Here is a 16,727-nt window from a genome sequence, read left to right on the forward strand (position 1 = left end):
GCGCGTACCTCCGGCTGGGCCGCGCACATTATCGAGCAGCGCATCGACAACAAGATCATCCGCCCGAGCGCCAACTATACCGGCCCGGAAAACCTGAAGTTCGTGCCGCTGAAGGATCGCAAGTAAGACCGGCTGCCGGTTTGCTCCGCGTCGGGTTGCATTGATCCGGGCCTGCGGGCAAGGGGGTAGTTGGTCGCTGACATGGGACCACTACCCCTTTTTCATACCTATATTGATTTCCCTACACCATGAATTCTGCAAACCGCAAACCGCTACCGGGCACCAAGCTGGATTACTTTGACGCGCGCGCCGCGGTCGAGGCAATCCAGCCGGGTGCCTACGACAAGCTGCCGTACACGTCGCGCGTGCTGGCAGAAAACCTGGTGCGCCGCTGCGATCCCGCCACGCTGGCGGATTCGCTCAAGCAGCTGATCGGGCGCAAGCGCGACCTCGATTTCCCGTGGTTCCCGGCGCGCGTGGTGTGCCATGACATCCTGGGCCAGACCGCGCTGGTGGACCTGGCCGGCCTGCGCGACGCCATCGCCGACCAGGGCGGCGACCCCGCCAAGGTCAATCCGGTGGTGCCGGTGCAGCTGATCGTCGATCACTCGCTGGCAGTGGAGTGCGGCGGCTTCGACCCCGATGCCTTCGCCAAGAACCGCGCCATCGAAGACCGCCGCAACGAAGACCGCTTCCATTTCATCGACTGGACCAAGCAGGCGTTCAAGAACGTCGACGTGATCCCGCCGGGCAACGGCATCATGCACCAGATCAACCTGGAAAAGATGTCCCCGGTGATCCACGCCGACAACGGCGTGGCCTACCCCGATACCTGCGTCGGCACCGACAGCCACACCCCGCACGTGGATGCGCTCGGCGTGATCGCAATCGGCGTGGGCGGCCTGGAAGCCGAGAACGTGATGCTCGGCCGCGCCTCGTGGATGCGCTTGCCGGACATCATCGGCGTGGAGCTGACCGGCAAGCGCCAGCCCGGCATCACCGCCACCGACATCGTGCTGGCACTGACCGAGTTCCTGCGCAAGGAAAAGGTGGTCGGCGCCTACCTGGAGTTCCGCGGCGAAGGCGCCTCGAGCCTGACGCTCGGCGACCGCGCCACCATCTCCAACATGGCGCCGGAATACGGCGCCACCGCGGCGATGTTCTTCATCGACGAGCAGACCATTGACTACCTGCGCCTGACCGGCCGAACCGACGAGCAGCTCAAGCTGGTCGAGACGTACGCCAAGACCGCCGGCCTGTGGGCGGAATCGCTGAAGAACGCCGAGTACGAGCGCGTGCTGAAGTTCGACCTGTCGAGCGTGGTGCGCAACATGGCCGGCCCGTCCAACCCGCACAAGCGCCTGCCGACCTCCGCGCTGGCCGAGCGCGGCATCGCCGTCGACCTGGACAAGGCCCGCGCGCAGGAAGCCGAAGGCCTGATGCCGGACGGCGCGGTCATCATCGCCGCCATCACCAGCTGCACCAACACCAGCAACCCGCGCAACGTGATCGCCGCCGCGCTGCTGGCGCGCAACGCCAATGCGCGCGGCCTGGCGCGCAAGCCGTGGGTCAAGTCGTCGCTGGCCCCGGGATCCAAGGCAGTCGAGCTGTACCTGGAAGAAGCGAATCTGCTGCCCGACCTAGAGAAGCTCGGCTTCGGCATCGTCGCCTTTGCCTGCACCACCTGCAACGGCATGTCCGGAGCGCTGGACCCGAACATCCAGCAAGAGATCATCGACCGCGACCTGTACGCGACGGCAGTGCTGTCCGGCAACCGCAACTTCGATGGCCGCATCCACCCGTACGCCAAGCAGGCCTTCCTGGCCTCGCCGCCGCTGGTGGTGGCCTACGCCATCGCTGGCACCATCCGCTTCGATATCGAAAAGGACGTGCTGGGCACCGACCAGGACGGCAAGCCGGTCTACCTGAAGGACATCTGGCCGAGCGACGAAGAAATCGACGCGATCGTGGCGAAGAGCGTCAAGCCCGAGCAGTTCCGCAAAGTCTACGAGCCGATGTTCGCCATTACCGCGGCCAGCGGCGAGTCCGTCAGCCCGCTGTACGACTGGCGCCCGCAGAGCACCTACATCCGCCGCCCGCCCTACTGGGAAGGCGCGCTGGCCGGCGAACGCATGCTCGAGGCGCTGCGTCCGCTGGCGGTGCTGGGCGACAACATCACCACCGACCACCTGTCGCCGTCCAACGCCATCATGCTCAACAGCGCCGCGGGTGAATACCTGGCCAGGATGGGCTTGCCGGAAGAGGACTTCAACTCGTACGCCACCCACCGCGGCGACCACCTGACCGCGCAGCGCGCCACCTTTGCCAACCCGACCCTGATCAATGAAATGGCCGTGGTCGATGGCCAGGTCAAAAAGGGTTCGCTGGCGCGCATCGAACCCGAAGGCAAGGTCGTGCGCATGTGGGAAGCGATCGAGACCTACATGGATCGCAAGCAGCCGCTGATCATCATCGCCGGCGCGGACTATGGCCAGGGCTCGTCGCGTGACTGGGCCGCCAAGGGCGTGCGCCTGGCCGGCGTGGAAGTCATCGTCGCCGAGGGCTTCGAGCGCATCCACCGCACCAACCTGATCGGCATGGGCGTGCTGCCGCTGGAGTTCAAGCCGGGCGTGAACCGCCTGACGCTGGGCCTGGACGGCACCGAGACCTATGACGTGATCGGCGAGCGCCAGCCGCGCGCCACGCTGACGCTGGTGGTGAACCGCAAGAACGGCGAGCGCGTCGAGGTGCCGGTGACCTGCCGCCTCGACAGCGACGAGGAAGTGTCGATCTACGAGGCCGGCGGCGTGCTGCAGCGCTTCGCGCAGGACTTCCTTGAGTCGACCCGTTCGGCTGCATAAGCTGTGACATGGGCCCGGGCGGCATCTATGCCGCCCGGGCCAACCAGGACAAAGATTTCCATGGCTCACGTACCCCAGATCAAGATTCCCGCCACCTATATCCGTGGCGGCACCAGCAAAGGCGTGTTCTTCCGCCTGCAGGATTTGCCGGAAACGGCACAAGTGCCCGGCCCGGCTCGCGACGCGCTGCTGATGCGCGTGATCGGCAGCCCCGACCCCTATGGCAAGCAGATCGACGGCATGGGTGCCGCCACCTCCAGCACCAGCAAGACCGTCATCCTGTCCAAGAGCACGCGGCCCGACCACGATGTCGACTATCTGTTCGGCCAGGTCTCGATCGACCAGCCCTTTGTCGACTGGAGCGGCAACTGCGGCAACCTGTCGGCAGCGGTCGGTCCCTTTGCCATCAGCGCCGGCCTGGTCGATGCCAGCCGCATCCCGCACAACGGCGTTGCCGTGGTGCGCATCTGGCAGGCCAATATCGGCAAGACCATCATCGGCCATGTGCCCGTCACCAACGGTCAAGTGCAGGAAACCGGCGATTTCGAGCTGGACGGCGTGACCTTCCCGGCCGCCGAAGTGCAGCTTGAGTTCATGGACCCGGCCGCCGAGGAAGAAGGCGCCGGCGGCGCGATGTTCCCGACCGGCAACGTGGTCGACGACCTGGAAGTGCCGGGCGTGGGCACGCTCAAGGCCACCATGATCAACGCCGGCATCCCGACCATCTTCGTCAACGCGGAGAGCATCGGCTACACCGGCACCGAGCTGCAGGACGCCATCAACAGCGACACCAAGGCGCTGGCGATGTTCGAGACCATCCGTGCCTACGGCGCGCTGCGCATGGGCCTGATCAAGAACGTGGACGAGGCCGCCAAGCGCCAGCACACGCCCAAGGTGGCCTTTGTCGCCAGGCCGGTCGACTACGTCGCCTCCAGCGGCAAGAAGGTGGCCGCGGCCGATGTGGACCTGCTGGTGCGCGCGCTGTCGATGGGCAAGCTGCACCACGCCATGATGGGCACGGCGGCGGTGGCGATCGGCACCGCCGCCGCCATCCCCGGCACGCTAGTCAACCTGGCCGCCGGCGGCGGCGAGCGCAACGCGGTGCGTTTCGGGCATCCGTCCGGCACGCTGCGCGTGGGCGCCGAGGCGCAGCAGGTCGATGGCGAATGGGCGGTCAGGAAGGCCATCATGAGCCGCAGCGCGCGCGTGCTGATGGAAGGCTGGGTGCGCGTGCCCGGCGACGCGTTCTGAGCTGAGCCGCACCCGCGAGGTCGTTCATGTCCACCGACACGCCGTCCGCGCAACGCCCCGATCCGGACCAGGTGCTGGTCGACATCGTCGACTATGTCACCCGGTACGAGATCAAGAGCGGCCTCGCCTATGACACCGCCCGCAACTGCCTGATCGACACGCTCGGTTGCGGGCTCGAGGCCCTCTCCTACCCGGCCTGCACCAAGCTGCTGGGTCCCATCGTTCCGGGCACGATCGTGCCCAACGGCGCGCGCGTGCCGGGCACCCAGTTCCAGCTCGATCCGGTCCAGGCCGCGTTCAATATCGGCGCGATGATCCGCTGGCTGGACTTCAACGACACCTGGCTCGCGGCCGAATGGGGTCATCCGTCGGATAACCTCGGCGGCATCCTGGCCACCGCTGACTGGATCTCGCGCAACCACATCGCCGCCGGGCGCAAGCCGCTGACGATGAAGGCAGTGCTGGCGGCGATGATCAAGGCGCACGAGATCCAGGGCTGCATCGCGCTGGAGAATTCGTTCAACCAGGTCGGGCTGGACCACGTGGTGCTGGTCAAGGTGGCCTCCACTGCCGTGGTCGCGCAGATGCTAGGCCTCACGCGCGACGAGATCCTCAATGCCGTGTCGCTGGCCTGGGTCGACGGCCAGAGCCTGCGCACCTACCGCCACGCCCCCAACGCCGGCAGCCGCAAGAGCTGGGCCGCCGGCGACGCCACCAGCCGCGCGGTGCGGCTGGCGCTGATCGCCCGCACCGGCGAGATGGGCTACCCGTCGGTGCTGACGGCAAAGACCTGGGGCTTCTACGACGTGCTGTTCAAGGGGCAGCCGTTCCGCTTCCAGCGGCCGTACGGGTCGTACGTGATGGAGAACATCCTGTTCAAAATCTCGTACCCGGCTGAATTCCACGCGCAGACCGCGGTGGAGGCAGCGATGCGGCTGCACGGCGCGCTGGCGCTCGCGGGGCGCAGCGCGGCGGATATCGCCGCCATCACCATCCGCACCCACGAGGCCTGCCTGCGCATCATCGACAAGCAGGGTCCGCTCAGCAATCCGGCGGATCGCGACCACTGCATCCAGTACATGGTGGCCGTGCCGCTGCTGTTCGGCCGCCTGACCGCCGCTGACTACGAAGACAAGGTTGCCGCCGACCCGCGCATCGACGCGCTGCGCGGCAAGATCACCTGCGTGGAAGACCCCGCGCTGACGCGCGACTATCACGACCCCGCCAAGCGCTCGATCGCCAATGCGCTGACCGTGACGCTGGCGGACGGCACCGTGCTGGACGAGGTGCTGGTCGAATACCCGCTCGGCCACAAGCGCCGCCGCGCCGAGGGCATCCCGCTGCTGGTGGAGAAATTCCGCACCAACCTCGCCCGCCGCTTCCCGCCTAAACAGCAGCAGGCCATCCTGGCCGCATCGCTGGACCAGGCGCGGCTGGAGGCCATCCCGGTCAATGAATACCTCGATATGTATGCGATTTGAGTTATCGCCCAGGCACCTTCATGCCGAATCGGCATAACCCTTGCAGCGCCCCTCCCGCGCCAAATTCTCCTCACGTATAGTCACTGCCGCTGCCTGAACGGGCCCTGCACCACAGGCCCCGTTGCCGGCAGCCACCGACTGAACACGGACGGCACCATTCCACCCATAAGGTATGTCGTGCCGATTCCAGTACGGGCCACACGTTCGTATAGATACCGAGGAGAAACATGAAACACTTCGCCCGCGTCACCACGCTGGCCGCTGCCCTGCTGTCGGCGAGCCTGATCACCGGCACTGCCCACGCGCAGCTCGCCCCCGCCGCACAATCTGCCGCCGCACCCGCCACGGCCCAGGCCGAAGCCCGCAAGGCCAATATCGTCATCATCGGCACCGGCGGCACCATTGCCGGCGCCGGCGCCTCGGCGACCAACACCGCGGCCTACCAGTCCGCCGTGGTGCCGGTCGACAAGATCATCGCCTCGGTGCCCGAGATCTCCAAGGTCGCCAACGTCAAGGGCGAGCAGATCTTCCAGATCGGTTCGGAGAGCTTCAACAACGAACGCCTGCTGAAGCTGGCCAAGCGCGTATCGGAACTGCTCAAGCAGCCGGACGTGGACGGCATCGTCATTACGCACGGCACCGACACCATCGAGGAAACCGCTTACTTCCTGAACCTGACGCTCAAGAGCGACAAGCCGGTGGTGGTGGTGGGCTCGATGCGCCCGGGCACCGCGCTCGGCGCCGATGGCGCGCTCAACCTGTACGACGCCGTGCTGGTCGCCTCCAACCCTGCCTCCAAGGGCAAGGGCACGCTGGCCGTGCTGAACGACGAGATCCACACCGGCCGCGACGTCACCAAGAGCAACACCTTCAAGACCGAGACCTTCCGCTCGCCGTTCGGCCCGCTGGGCTACGTGGTCGAAGGCCGCACGCTGTTCTACCGCCTGCCGGCGCGTCCGCACACGCTGCAGACGCAGTGGGACATCGACAAGATCGACAAGCTGCCTGAAGTGGCAGTGGTCTACGCCTACGGCAACGCCAATCCGGCCGCGGTCGACGCCGCGGTGAAGAGCGGTGCCAAGGCCATCATCTATGCCGCCACCGGCAACGGCAGCGTCGGCGACTACATGGTCGACTCGCTCAAGGCCGCGCGCGCCAAGGGCGTGCAGATCGTGCGCGCCTCGCGCACCGGCAGCGGCGTGGTGGTGCGCAATGCAGAGCAGCCGGATGACAAGTACGACTGGATCGTCACCGACGACCAGCTGCCGCAGAAGGCACGCATCCTGATGGCGCTGGCGCTGACGCAGACCAACGACTCCAAGGCGCTGCAGCAGGTCTTCTGGAAGTACTGATGAGATCGTGGAGCAGGCGGTATCGCCGCTAGACGCTCCTGCCCTCTTCCCCGGCCCCTCTCCCGCGCGCGGGAGAGGGGAGCAAACCGGCGGCTGCATCGGCCGGCAGCAATTTCCCGGCCGTCTCCCCTTCCTTTCCCTCTTCCTCCCGTTCCAGCAGCAACAGCTCATTGCCGGTGTCGACGGTGGAATGGATGGCCTCGGACAGCATGGCCGAGCTGCCGGTCACGGCGGCGACGACAAACTTGGTCGCAGCGATCGCCACGTTGGCGGCAATCGCACCGTAGACAGCGATACGCGACCCCGAAGGCGCTGGGCTTGCCGGGAGCGTCTGGGATGCGGCAGGCGCCGGGGACGCTGACATCCCGCCCTGCTGCGCAGTTTCAGGCCCATGCTGCATCGCTTTCCTCCACGAGGCTGCGCCCTTTGCATTGGAAGCAGTTCGCGCCAGTGTACTGGCGCGTTTGGGTGTGAAGGTAAAAATACGGCGGTTAATTGCGTTTTATAGATTTGAGAAAACGGACGCGCGATGCGTCCGCTCCGGATTCAGAACATGGCACTGCTCATCAAAGCCTTGGCCACCAGTACGCCCTCGTCCGGCGCTTCTGCATAGACCGACACGTCGGTGACCACCTGCCGGCGCCCACGCCGCACCACCATCGCCACCGCGCGCAGCGCCGCACCCTGTGCCGGGGCCAGGTACTGGATAGAAAGCGAACTGGTCGCCCCACCCTTCACATTGTCGGCACTGGCGCCAGAAGCTGCCGCCGCGGCGCCGGCAATATCGATCAGCGTGGCAATGACGCCGCCATGGACGATGCTGCCGTGGGTCACGTTGGTCGGCAGGAATGGCATCGCCAGCTCGACATGATCGGGCGCCAGGCTGGCCAGCCGCACGCCTAGGGCGCGCGCCACCGGGGAGCCGATCAGGACGTTGTCGACCATAATGCGCATGCGGGGGTCGACTGCGGCGTGGCGATCGTGTTGGCGGGGCAAGGTGGCAAGGGCTTGGGACATGCTGGGCTCCTGTGAACGGCTTACGTCCTGCCAGCAGCGTAAGGGCATGGCCTGCGCTGCTCAATTACGTCAGACGTAATCCTCGCCGGCCCAGCCCGGCATTCCGACTGCCTGTCATTCGTACCCGATATAATGGCTGGCCGTTTCACCCCAATCCCTCCAGCCATCATGCCGTCGCCCTCAGAATCCGCCCCGCTCCGCCTCGAACCGGACCACGGCACCGCGGATTCCACGCTGTCCGAGCGCCCGGACAGCCCCTGCATCGGCATTTGCTCGACACTGTTCGACGAGATCTGCCAGGGCTGCGGCCGCACCGCGGCCGAGGTCAGCAACTGGGTGTTCTTCAGCGAAGAGGAAAAGCAGGTGGTCTGGGAGCGCATTACGCGCGAAGGTACAGGGAAGCGGTTCCGCCAGGGCTGAGGCGGCGGCGCTCAGCCGCCCGCCAGCCGCCGCTCCATATCTTCGATTTCGCGCCGTTCCACGCGCTGCCGCGCAAGCTTGCGCCAGTTCTCGGCCAGCGGTGCCAGCTCTGACATTTCCGCGAGCGCGGCATAGTCCAGCCGGTCGACATACAGCACCTGCAGCAGGCGCTGCAGCGACCATCGCGGACAGGGGCGCGCCACCAGTTCCAGCGCATCGCCCGCCGCCACGTCGCCAGTCTCCAGTACACGGTAGTACCAGCCGGTGCGCAGGCTTTGCTGCACGGCGCGCGACATGCCTGCATAGCCGAATCGATGATTGAGCTTCCAGCACGGCTGGCGTGCCTGCGATACCTCCACCAGCGCCGTGCCCAGACGGAAGCGGTCGCCGATGCAGACGGCGGCCTCGGTCAGCCCGGTGGTGCTCAGGTTTTCGCCGAAGGCGCCCGCAACGTCGAGCACACCGTTGCCTTGCGCGCCCTGCGCAGCCAGTTCCTCGCGCCACGCCGGGTAATGATCGAAGGCGTAGTGGTGCAACGCCTTTTCCGGACCACCGTGATGGCGCGGATCGCCCTGCCCGTCGCCTTCGAGCCCAAGCGCGGTCACGCGAATCCGCTCGCCAGCCGCGGTCTTGGCGATGCCGCTGGGCACGCCGTTGGGTCCAAACGGGCGCGCCTGCCCCGTCAATACGGCGCTGATCACCGCGCGCACGGACGATGCCGGCTGGCTCATAGCCCGGCTTCCTCCAGCCAGCGCGCGAACATGCGCTCGCCCGCGGCCGCCACCGTGGCACCGACTTCCGCAGTACGCGCGCGGATGGTGCGCGGATCGATGCCGGCCTTGGCCAGCTCGACGGTATGGCCGATCAGCCAGGCCTCGATATCGCGCGGAATGACCTCGGGGTGGAATTGCATTGCCAGCACCTGGTTGCCGATGGCATAGGCCTGGTTCTGTACCGCGGCGGTGGATGCCAGCAGTTGCGCGCCGGGCGGAAGGTCGAAGGTATCGCCATGCCAGTGCAGCACCTCCCAGTGGGCGGCGGCCAGTTCTGCCAGCGCGGAATCCTGCCCCGCTGGCGTAGGCGCAATCGGCGCCCAGCCGATCTCGCGCGTGCCCGCGTAGACGCGCGCGCCGGCAGCACGCGCGATCAGCTGCGCGCCCAGGCAAACCCCGATCATCTTGCCGCCAGCCGCCAGGCGTTGGCGGATCAGGGCGATCTCGGCCTCCAGCCAGGGATAGGCATCGGTTTCATAGACACCGATGGGGCCGCCCAGGATCAGCAGCAGGTCGGCCGGATTGTCCGCGATGGGTGCCAGGTCATCGACACCGGCCTGGAACACCTGCAACGCGTGCCCGCGCGCGCGCAAGGCATTGCCGATCACGCCCGCATGCTCGAATGCGACGTGCTGGATCACATGGGTGGTACGCGTTGCCATCGGGGACTCCTGCCGGTCGAAAGGGGTCCCCATGGTAGCGTCAATTGCTGCGCCCCGCGAAGACCATGGCAGGATCTCGCCTATTTGCGAGCATTCTCAGCACGGCATGTCGTAACCTGCGCTATTTTGTCGCAACCGGCACCAGGATCAGCGCATCTGGCGCATCCTGCTGCGGCAGCGATGGCACGCGCGGGATCGTCACGTACTCGACCGCGGCCCATTTGCCGGACCAGTCGCGGTAGCGCGGCAACAGCGCGTTGCCTGACTGCCCGGTGGAGTCCATGAACCGCGACGCCTCCAGGTCCGCCAGGTCATAGAGCGCACGCACGCTGGCCGCGTGGGTGTTCTCGAACGGCGCCTTGTCGTCGCGCAGGTTGTGCCGACCGACATTGACCGTATAGGTATCGCCGCCGGTCGGCACGCGCAGGTTGAACAGCGGCGACAGGTACGCCACCTTGCCGAAGGGCTTGTGCTCGGAGCGGGCCGTGTGCGCCTCGCCCCAGCGCCAGCGGGCGGCGTCGTCGCCGTAGCGGCGCGACAGGTCCGCCATGGCCCGGGTCCAGGCGTCTGCGATGGCGTCGTCGCAGGTCTCGGCCGCGCGCGTATGCTGCCGGTCGCACCAGAACGCGCCCAGCGTGCGCGGATCGCGCAGGATGTTGAGCATGGGCTGCTGCACGTTACGCTGGTCCCACAGGCGGACAAAGATCGCCTCGCCCGCCTTCTCCTCGAACAGCCGCCGCGACAGCTCGCGCAGCCACGCGGTGACCACCAGCGGCTCGGCGCGCGCCGGGTCCATGTTTCCGTCCCACTTGCGCAGCGCTCCCAGCAAGGCGCGTTCGCGCTCGGGCCGCCCCGCATCGCGGCTGACGGGCGCGGCCAGCAGCAGCGGCAAGGCATCACGCACGGCCAGCGAGACCACGTCTTTCTGGATTGCCGCAAAGCTGTCGAAGCTGTGCCTGGGCGTGGCCGCCAGCAGCGCCTTGATCCGGTCAAAGCGATACGGCACGGTCCATTCGCTGGTGATGAAGTACGGGTAGTCCGGTGCGACGATGCGCTGGTTGGCCGTCACGATCACGCCGTCGGCCGGGTTGTAGCGGTGCGGCAATGCCTCGAACGGGATAAAGCCGGTCCAGTCGTAGCGCGCATCCCAGCCGGGCGCCGGCGCCAGCCCCTTGAGGTCGTTGTCGGCCCGGCGCAGCGGCACGCGTCCGGGCGCATAGAAGCCGATATTGCCGTCGACATCGGCATAGACAATGTTCTGCTGCGGCGAATGGAAGTCGCGCAGCGCCGCGGTGAAGCCGGCCCAGTCGCGCGCCTCGTTCATGCGCAGCCCCGCCTGGAAGGTGCGGTCGTCCGGGCGCAGCGCGGTCCACTGGAAGGCCACCACATACTGTGCGCCAAGCGGTCCCGCGGCAGCCGAAAGCGGCTCGGACAAATCGGAAATCACCGGGCCGTGGCGCGTGGCGCGGACCTTCAGCACCACGTCCGGGGCGCCCTTGACGCGGATGGTCTCGGTGCGGGTCTCGAATGCGGCCCAGCCGTCCGGGGTCTGGTACTGGGTGTCGTTGCCGGGGCGCAGCCGTTCGATATACAGGTCCTGCACGTCGGGCGCGGTATTGGTCAGGCCCCAGGCGATGCGGTCGTTGTGCCCCAGTACCACCAGCGGCATGCCGGGCAGCGTGGCGCCGGCCACGTCCAGGCCGGGCGCTGTCATCCTGGCGAAATACCACAGCGCGGGCGCCTGCAGCCCGAGGTGCGGGTCATTGGCCAGCATCGGCTTGCCCGATTGCGTATGCGCGCCCGACACCACCCAGTTGTTCGAGCCCATGCCCTCGACATATCCCGGCGGCGCCTTGTCGCCGACGCTGGCCATGGCACTCGCCAGCGGCGCCAGTTGCCGGTACAGATGGCCGTAATCCATGGTGCGCACCGGCTGCTCGCCCGGATACGGCGCCAGCAACTCGCTGATGCGGGCCACAGGCAGCACTTGCGCCAGCCGCATGCGCAGGGTTTCCTGGGTCCAGTTGCCGCCCAGGTCCCAGGCCATCATGGTCTGCCAGCCCAGCGTGTCGGCCGGCTCCCAGCGCTCGGGCTGCGCGCGCAACAGCAGGAATTCAGGTGGCAACGGGCCTTTGCGATGGTCGATCCAGGCATTGACGCCGTCGGCATAGGCCTGCAGCGCGGCACGGGTCTCGGGCGAGGCCTGCGCCAGGATGGCCTCGGCATTACGCCGCACGCCCAGCGTGCGCAGGAACTTGTCGGTATCGAGCGCGGACGGTCCCAGGATCTCCGCAAGCCGACCTGCAACGACGCGCTTGTTCATCTGCATCTGCCACAGCCGGTCCTGTGCATGGACGTAGCCCAGCGCGAACCAGGCGTCCGCCTTGCTGGCGGCGCGGATATGCGGCACGCCATGGCCGTCGCGCACGACCGTGACCTGGCCGCGCAAACCCGCCAGCGCTTCCTGGCCGGAAGCAGGCGGCTGCGCCGCATGGCGATACCAGACCAGGGCCGCGGCAGCGCCGGCCACCGCCAGCACCAGCAGCCCCGCTACAAACCTGGTCAGCCGACCAAACCAGCGCATCGTTGCTCCCCCAATGACTTTCGTTATGTTGTGCGTGTTTTCCGCACATTATCCGCACGAAAAAATGCCCGGGCCAGCCGGGCATTTCCCATATTGCATCAGCGCCGCTCAGCGCCGCATCAGGCCGCCGGCTTCTTCAGCTGCAGCGACTTGTACTCCAGGAATTCCTCCAGGCCGTACTTGCCCGCTTCTCGTCCGTTGCCGGACTGCTTGTAGCCGCCAAACGGCGCCTGCATATTGAACGGGCCGCCGTTGATATCGACCTGGCCGGTGCGGATGCGGCGCGCCACGCGGATCGCGCGTGCCTCATCACCGGACCAGACCCCGCCGCCCAGGCCATAGATGCTGTCATTGGCGATGCGCACCGCGTCTTCCTCGGTGTCATAGCAGATGATCGACAGCACCGGCCCGAAGATCTCTTCCTGCGCCACGGTGGCGCGCGGCTCCACGTTGCCGAGCACGGTCGGTTTGACGAAGAAGCCCTTGTCCAGCCCTTCCGGGGTATCGGGACCGCCAGCCACCAGCTCGGCACCCTCGTCCAGGCCCCGGCGGATATAGCCGGTCACGCGGTCCTTCTGCACCGCGGAGATCAGCGGTCCCAGCTTGCTGGTTTCTTGCAGCGGATCGCCCACGGTAAAGCCCTCGACCACCTTCTGCGCGATCGCCTTCACTTCATCGTAACGGGCCCGCGGCACCAGCATGCGGGTATGCGCCGAACAGGTCTGGCCGGAATTCAGGAAGCAGGCATTGATAGTGCCCTTTACCGCCGACGGCAGGTCGGCGTCGTCCAGGATCACCGAAGCGGACTTGCCGCCCAGCTCCAGCGCCACGCGCTTGACGGTCTGCGAGGCCAGTTCCGACACGCGCTTGCCGGCTCGGGTCGAACCCGTGAACGACACCATGTCGACTTCCGGATGGCTGGCCAGCACCTCGCCCACCACCGGGCCATAGCCGGTCACGAGGTTGAACACGCCCGGCGGCAGGCCGGCGGCCTCGATCACCTCGGCCAGCACGAAGGCATTGAGCGGCGCCACCTCGGAGGGCTTGAGCACCACGGTGCAGCCGGCGGCCAGGGCCGGCGCCACTTTCAGTGTGATCTGGTTGAGCGGGTAGTTCCACGGGGTGATGGCACCCACCACGCCCACGGGCTCGCGCACCACCAGGGAGTTGCCGACCTCTTCCTCGAAGCGGAAACCGTCCAGCAGCTTGGCGGCCTGGCCCCAGTTGTAGACCGGCCCGCCCACCTGGATCGCGCGCGCCAGCTTGATCGGCATGCCGACTTCGCCGGCGATCAGCTGGGCCAGCTCTTCGCTGCGCGCCTTCAGGCCTTCGGCGATCTTGGCGATATAGCCGGCACGCACCGCCGGCGGCGTGGCCGACCAGCTGTCGAAGGCCGCGCGGGCCGCCTGGATGGCATCCTCGGCGTCGCGCGCCGAGCCTTCGGGGATGGTGCCCATCACCGCCTCGGTGGCGGAATGGATGACGTCGATCGTGCCGTTGCCGTGGGGAGCGACCCACTTGCCGTTAATAAAGAGTTTGTCTCGTTGTTGCATGGCCACAGTTCTCGGTTTGGTGAATTGGCGATTGCAATTTTTTTGTTACTTTTATGGTGCACGCACATTGTAGAGCGGATTCGGGACTATGTTTTTGCGCCGCGGAAAGCCGCGCCTACCGCTCCGGGCAAGAAGGTGGCGATAATCGGCCGCACCACCTGACAGGGACTCTAGCCAAAGGCGGCCGGACATAACAAGGGGTGAGACATGGTCGATCCGATCTACCGCAAGACGGATGCGGGACAGGACGAGATCCGGACGCGTGCACGCAAGCTTGACCACAAGCTGCGCGCGCTGCTGCTGATGGTCAACGGCGAGCGCCGCGGGCAGGAATTGCTGGCGCAGGTGGCCGGCATGGGGGTGGCCCCCGAGGCCATGGACACACTGGTGGCACAAGGGCTGGTCGAAGCCGTCCCGGAGCCGGCACGGCCGCCCGCTGTGATGGCAGCGGCACAGGCCCCGGCGCGGGTCCCGCCTGCCGCCGACACCAATATGTTCTCCGTGTATGCAATGCGGCACGCACCCGCCCCCGAGGTGCCGGAGACGCCGCAACCGGCCGATACCGCGGCCCACACGCCCGCCGACATCGCGGCCTTCGAGAGCCTGTATTACTTCTATACCGACGTGATCGGCCAGCATCTGGGCCTGCGCGGCTACATGCTGCAGGTGAAGGTCGAAAGGGCCACCGACCTGGCCGGCCTGCTGGCGCTGCGCGAACCGCTGCATGCGGCGCTGCTCAAGGCCAAGGGCGACATCACCGCGCGTGCCATCACGAGCCAGCTCGACCAGATCACAGATCGCATCGCCGCCGGCTGAGATTGCGGCGCACCAATGAAAAAAGGCCGCCCCGAGGCGGCCTTCTCTCATCGTCAACGTCCCGACGCTCAGCCGTCGATACCCTGCGACTGCAGGTACTCGTCATACGTACCCAGGTAGTCCGTCAGCGTGCCGTCGGTGCGCACTTCGATCACGCGCGTCGCCAGCCCGCTGATCAGCTCGCGGTCGTGCGAAACGAAGATCAGCGTGCCCGTGAACTTGTCCAGCGCGATCTGCAGGGATTCGATCGACTCCATGTCCATGTGGTTGGTCGGCTCGTCCATGGCCAGCACGTTATGGCGGCCCAGCATCAACTTGCCCCAGATCATGCGGCCCTTCTCGCCGCCGGACAGCACCTTGACCGACTTCCGGATGTCGTCGGCCGAGAACAGCAGGCGGCCCAGCGTGCCGCGCAGCGAGGTCTCGTCGTCGCCGGCCTGCGTCCACTGGCTCATCCAGTCCATCACGTCGCGATTGTCCGGGAATTCCTCGTAGGTATCCTGCGGCATGTAGCCGACGTTGGCGTTCTCGGCCCACTTGACCGTGCCGCGGTCCACTTCCACGCCGCGCTGCACGCCGGTCTGCACCGCGCCGTTGAGCAGGCTGCGCAGCAGCGTGGTCTTGCCCGCGCCGTTTTCGCCGATGATCGCCACGCGCTCGCCGGCCTGGATCGCCAGCGACAGGCCGTCGATGATCTTGCGGTCGTAGGTCTTGGTGATGTTCTCCACTTCCACGGCCAGGTTGTGCAGCTTCTTCTCGAACTCGAAGCGGATGAACGGGTTCTGGCGCGACGACGGCTTGATGTCGTCGACCTTGATTTTCTCGATCTGCTTGGCGCGCGAGGTGGCCTGGCGGGCCTTGGACTTGTTGGCCGAGAAGCGGCGCACGAAGTCCTGCAGCTCGCTGATGCGCTCCTTGGCGCGCGCGTTGGCGGCGACCTGGCGCTCGCGGGCCTGCATCGACGCTTCCATGTAGTCGTCGTAGTTGCCCGGATAGACCTTGAGCGTGCCATAGTCCATGTCGGCCATGTGGGTGCAGACCGAGTTCAGGAAGTGGCGATCGTGGGAGATGATGATCATGGTGGAGTTGCGCTCGTTGAGCACGGTCTCCAGCCAGCGGATCGTGTTGATGTCCAGGTTGTTGGTCGGTTCGTCCAGCAGCAGCACGTCCGGGTTCGAGAACAGTGCCTGCGCCAGCAGCACGCGCAGCTTCCAGCCGGGGGCGACGTCGCTCATCGTGCCCTGGTGCTGGCTGGTGGGGATGCCCACGCCCAGCAGCAGCTCGCCGGCGCGGGCCTCGGCGGTGTAGCCGTCGTATTCGGCGTACTTGGCCTCCAGCTCGGCGGCCTTCATGTAGTCTTCGTCGGTCGCTTCGGGGTTGGCGTAGATGGCGTCGCGCTCCTGCGCGGCGGCCCACATCTCGGTGTGGCCCATCATCACCACGTCCAGCACGCGCATGTCTTCATAGGCGAACTGGTCCTGGCGCAGCTTGCCCAGGCGCACGCCCGGCTCCAGCATGACGTTGCCCGACGACGGTTCCAGGTCGCCGCCCAGGATCTTCATGAAGGTGGACTTGCCGCAACCGTTCGCGCCGATCAGGCCGTAGCGGTTGCCCTCGCCGAATTTGACCGAGATATTCTCGAACAACGGCTTGGGGCCGAACTGCATGGTGATGTTTGCGGTAGAAAGCACGTCTTGAACCTTGTCTGGAGATTGTGGCGCCGCGGCGCTGGCCGCGGCTTGCCGGTTTTGCGCACGAGGCGCACCCCATGCCGCTCAGGGACGGGCCTTGCCGGAGATGCATCGCGCTGGCCCGGAGTCATCCGGCGGCCATGGCTGGCGATGCGGCACGGGCCGCGCCCGGTTCATGCGAGAACCCGGCAGGAAGTCAGGAAATAACCGCACATTCTATCATCCGGACGCATTCCTTGCACCCGGATGCGCGGCATCGGACGCTG

Annotated in this window: 12 protein-coding genes and 2 pseudogenes; 7 read left to right on the plus strand and 7 right to left on the minus strand. The window is 66.7% G+C overall.

What is annotated here, in order from left to right; all coding sequences use genetic code 11:
• From AC3WON_RS02735 to AC3WON_RS02755, 5 genes and pseudogenes are all read left to right on the plus strand, one after another.
• Positions 1-126, plus strand: a pseudogene (locus AC3WON_RS02735) (2-methylcitrate synthase); the annotation flags it as partial.
• Positions 127-248: 122 nt separating this feature from the next.
• Positions 249-2,861 carry a Fe/S-dependent 2-methylisocitrate dehydratase AcnD gene (acnD, locus tag AC3WON_RS02740; protein WP_492351089.1) on the plus strand — a complete coding sequence of 871 codons (2,613 nt, stop codon included), beginning with the start codon at positions 249-251 and terminating at the stop codon, positions 2,859-2,861.
• Between the two features lie 60 nt (positions 2,862-2,921).
• Positions 2,922-4,112, plus strand: coding sequence for a 2-methylaconitate cis-trans isomerase PrpF (gene prpF / locus AC3WON_RS02745; protein ID WP_492317762.1), 1,191 nt, complete (start codon positions 2,922-2,924; stop codon positions 4,110-4,112).
• 26 nt (positions 4,113-4,138) lie between these two features.
• A complete protein-coding gene (locus tag AC3WON_RS02750; protein ID WP_492351090.1) occupies positions 4,139-5,593 on the plus strand; it encodes a bifunctional 2-methylcitrate dehydratase/aconitate hydratase in 1,455 nt (484 codons plus the stop codon).
• A gap of 227 nt (positions 5,594-5,820) precedes the next feature.
• A complete protein-coding gene (locus tag AC3WON_RS02755) occupies positions 5,821-6,945 on the plus strand; it encodes an asparaginase (RefSeq protein ID WP_492317764.1) in 1,125 nt (374 codons plus the stop codon).
• A 154-nt stretch (positions 6,946-7,099) separates the two neighbouring features.
• On the opposite strand, the pseudogene AC3WON_RS02760 reads toward AC3WON_RS02755, so the two are convergent.
• Together AC3WON_RS02760 and AC3WON_RS02765 are read right to left on the minus strand one after the other, a co-directional pair.
• Positions 7,100-7,309: pseudogene (locus AC3WON_RS02760) on the minus strand (cation efflux transmembrane domain-containing protein); the annotation flags it as partial.
• Between the two features lie 182 nt (positions 7,310-7,491).
• The gene (locus AC3WON_RS02765; RefSeq protein ID WP_492317765.1) at positions 7,492-7,962 is read right to left on the minus strand and encodes a PaaI family thioesterase; all 471 of its coding nucleotides are present in this window, start codon (positions 7,960-7,962) and stop codon (positions 7,492-7,494) included.
• Between the two features lie 168 nt (positions 7,963-8,130).
• On the opposite strand from AC3WON_RS02765, the gene AC3WON_RS02770 reads away from it, so the two are divergent.
• A complete protein-coding gene (locus tag AC3WON_RS02770; RefSeq protein ID WP_492351091.1) occupies positions 8,131-8,382 on the plus strand; it encodes a DUF1289 domain-containing protein in 252 nt (83 codons plus the stop codon).
• An 11-nt stretch (positions 8,383-8,393) separates the two neighbouring features.
• Here AC3WON_RS02770 and AC3WON_RS02775 read toward each other — a convergent pair whose 3' ends face one another.
• From AC3WON_RS02775 to AC3WON_RS02790, 4 genes are all read right to left on the minus strand, one after another.
• Positions 8,394-9,113 (minus strand): MOSC domain-containing protein, encoded by a 720-nt coding sequence (locus AC3WON_RS02775; protein WP_492351092.1) that lies wholly within the window; start codon positions 9,111-9,113, stop codon positions 8,394-8,396.
• Entirely contained in the window at positions 9,110-9,817 is a 708-nt protein-coding gene (locus AC3WON_RS02780) for a glutamine amidotransferase (protein ID WP_492351093.1), read from the minus strand. The genes AC3WON_RS02775 and AC3WON_RS02780 overlap by 4 nt, the downstream gene beginning before the upstream one ends.
• Positions 9,818-9,938: 121 nt before the next feature.
• Positions 9,939-12,401 carry a penicillin acylase family protein gene (locus tag AC3WON_RS02785; protein ID WP_492317769.1) on the minus strand — a complete coding sequence of 821 codons (2,463 nt, stop codon included), beginning with the start codon at positions 12,399-12,401 and terminating at the stop codon, positions 9,939-9,941.
• Positions 12,402-12,520: 119 nt separating this feature from the next.
• Positions 12,521-13,954, minus strand: coding sequence for an aldehyde dehydrogenase family protein (locus tag AC3WON_RS02790; protein WP_492317770.1), 1,434 nt, complete (start codon positions 13,952-13,954; stop codon positions 12,521-12,523).
• Between the two features lie 207 nt (positions 13,955-14,161).
• Here AC3WON_RS02790 and AC3WON_RS02795 point away from each other — a divergent pair, with 207 nt between their 5' ends.
• Positions 14,162-14,770, plus strand: coding sequence for a hypothetical protein (locus AC3WON_RS02795; RefSeq protein ID WP_492351094.1), 609 nt, complete (start codon positions 14,162-14,164; stop codon positions 14,768-14,770).
• 68 nt (positions 14,771-14,838) lie between these two features.
• Here AC3WON_RS02795 and AC3WON_RS02800 read toward each other — a convergent pair whose 3' ends face one another.
• The gene (locus AC3WON_RS02800; protein ID WP_010809536.1) at positions 14,839-16,461 is read right to left on the minus strand and encodes an ABC-F family ATPase; all 1,623 of its coding nucleotides are present in this window, start codon (positions 16,459-16,461) and stop codon (positions 14,839-14,841) included.
• Positions 16,462-16,727: the final 266 nt, after the last annotated feature.

Source organism: Cupriavidus sp. FW305-46 (genome assembly GCF_058787075.1).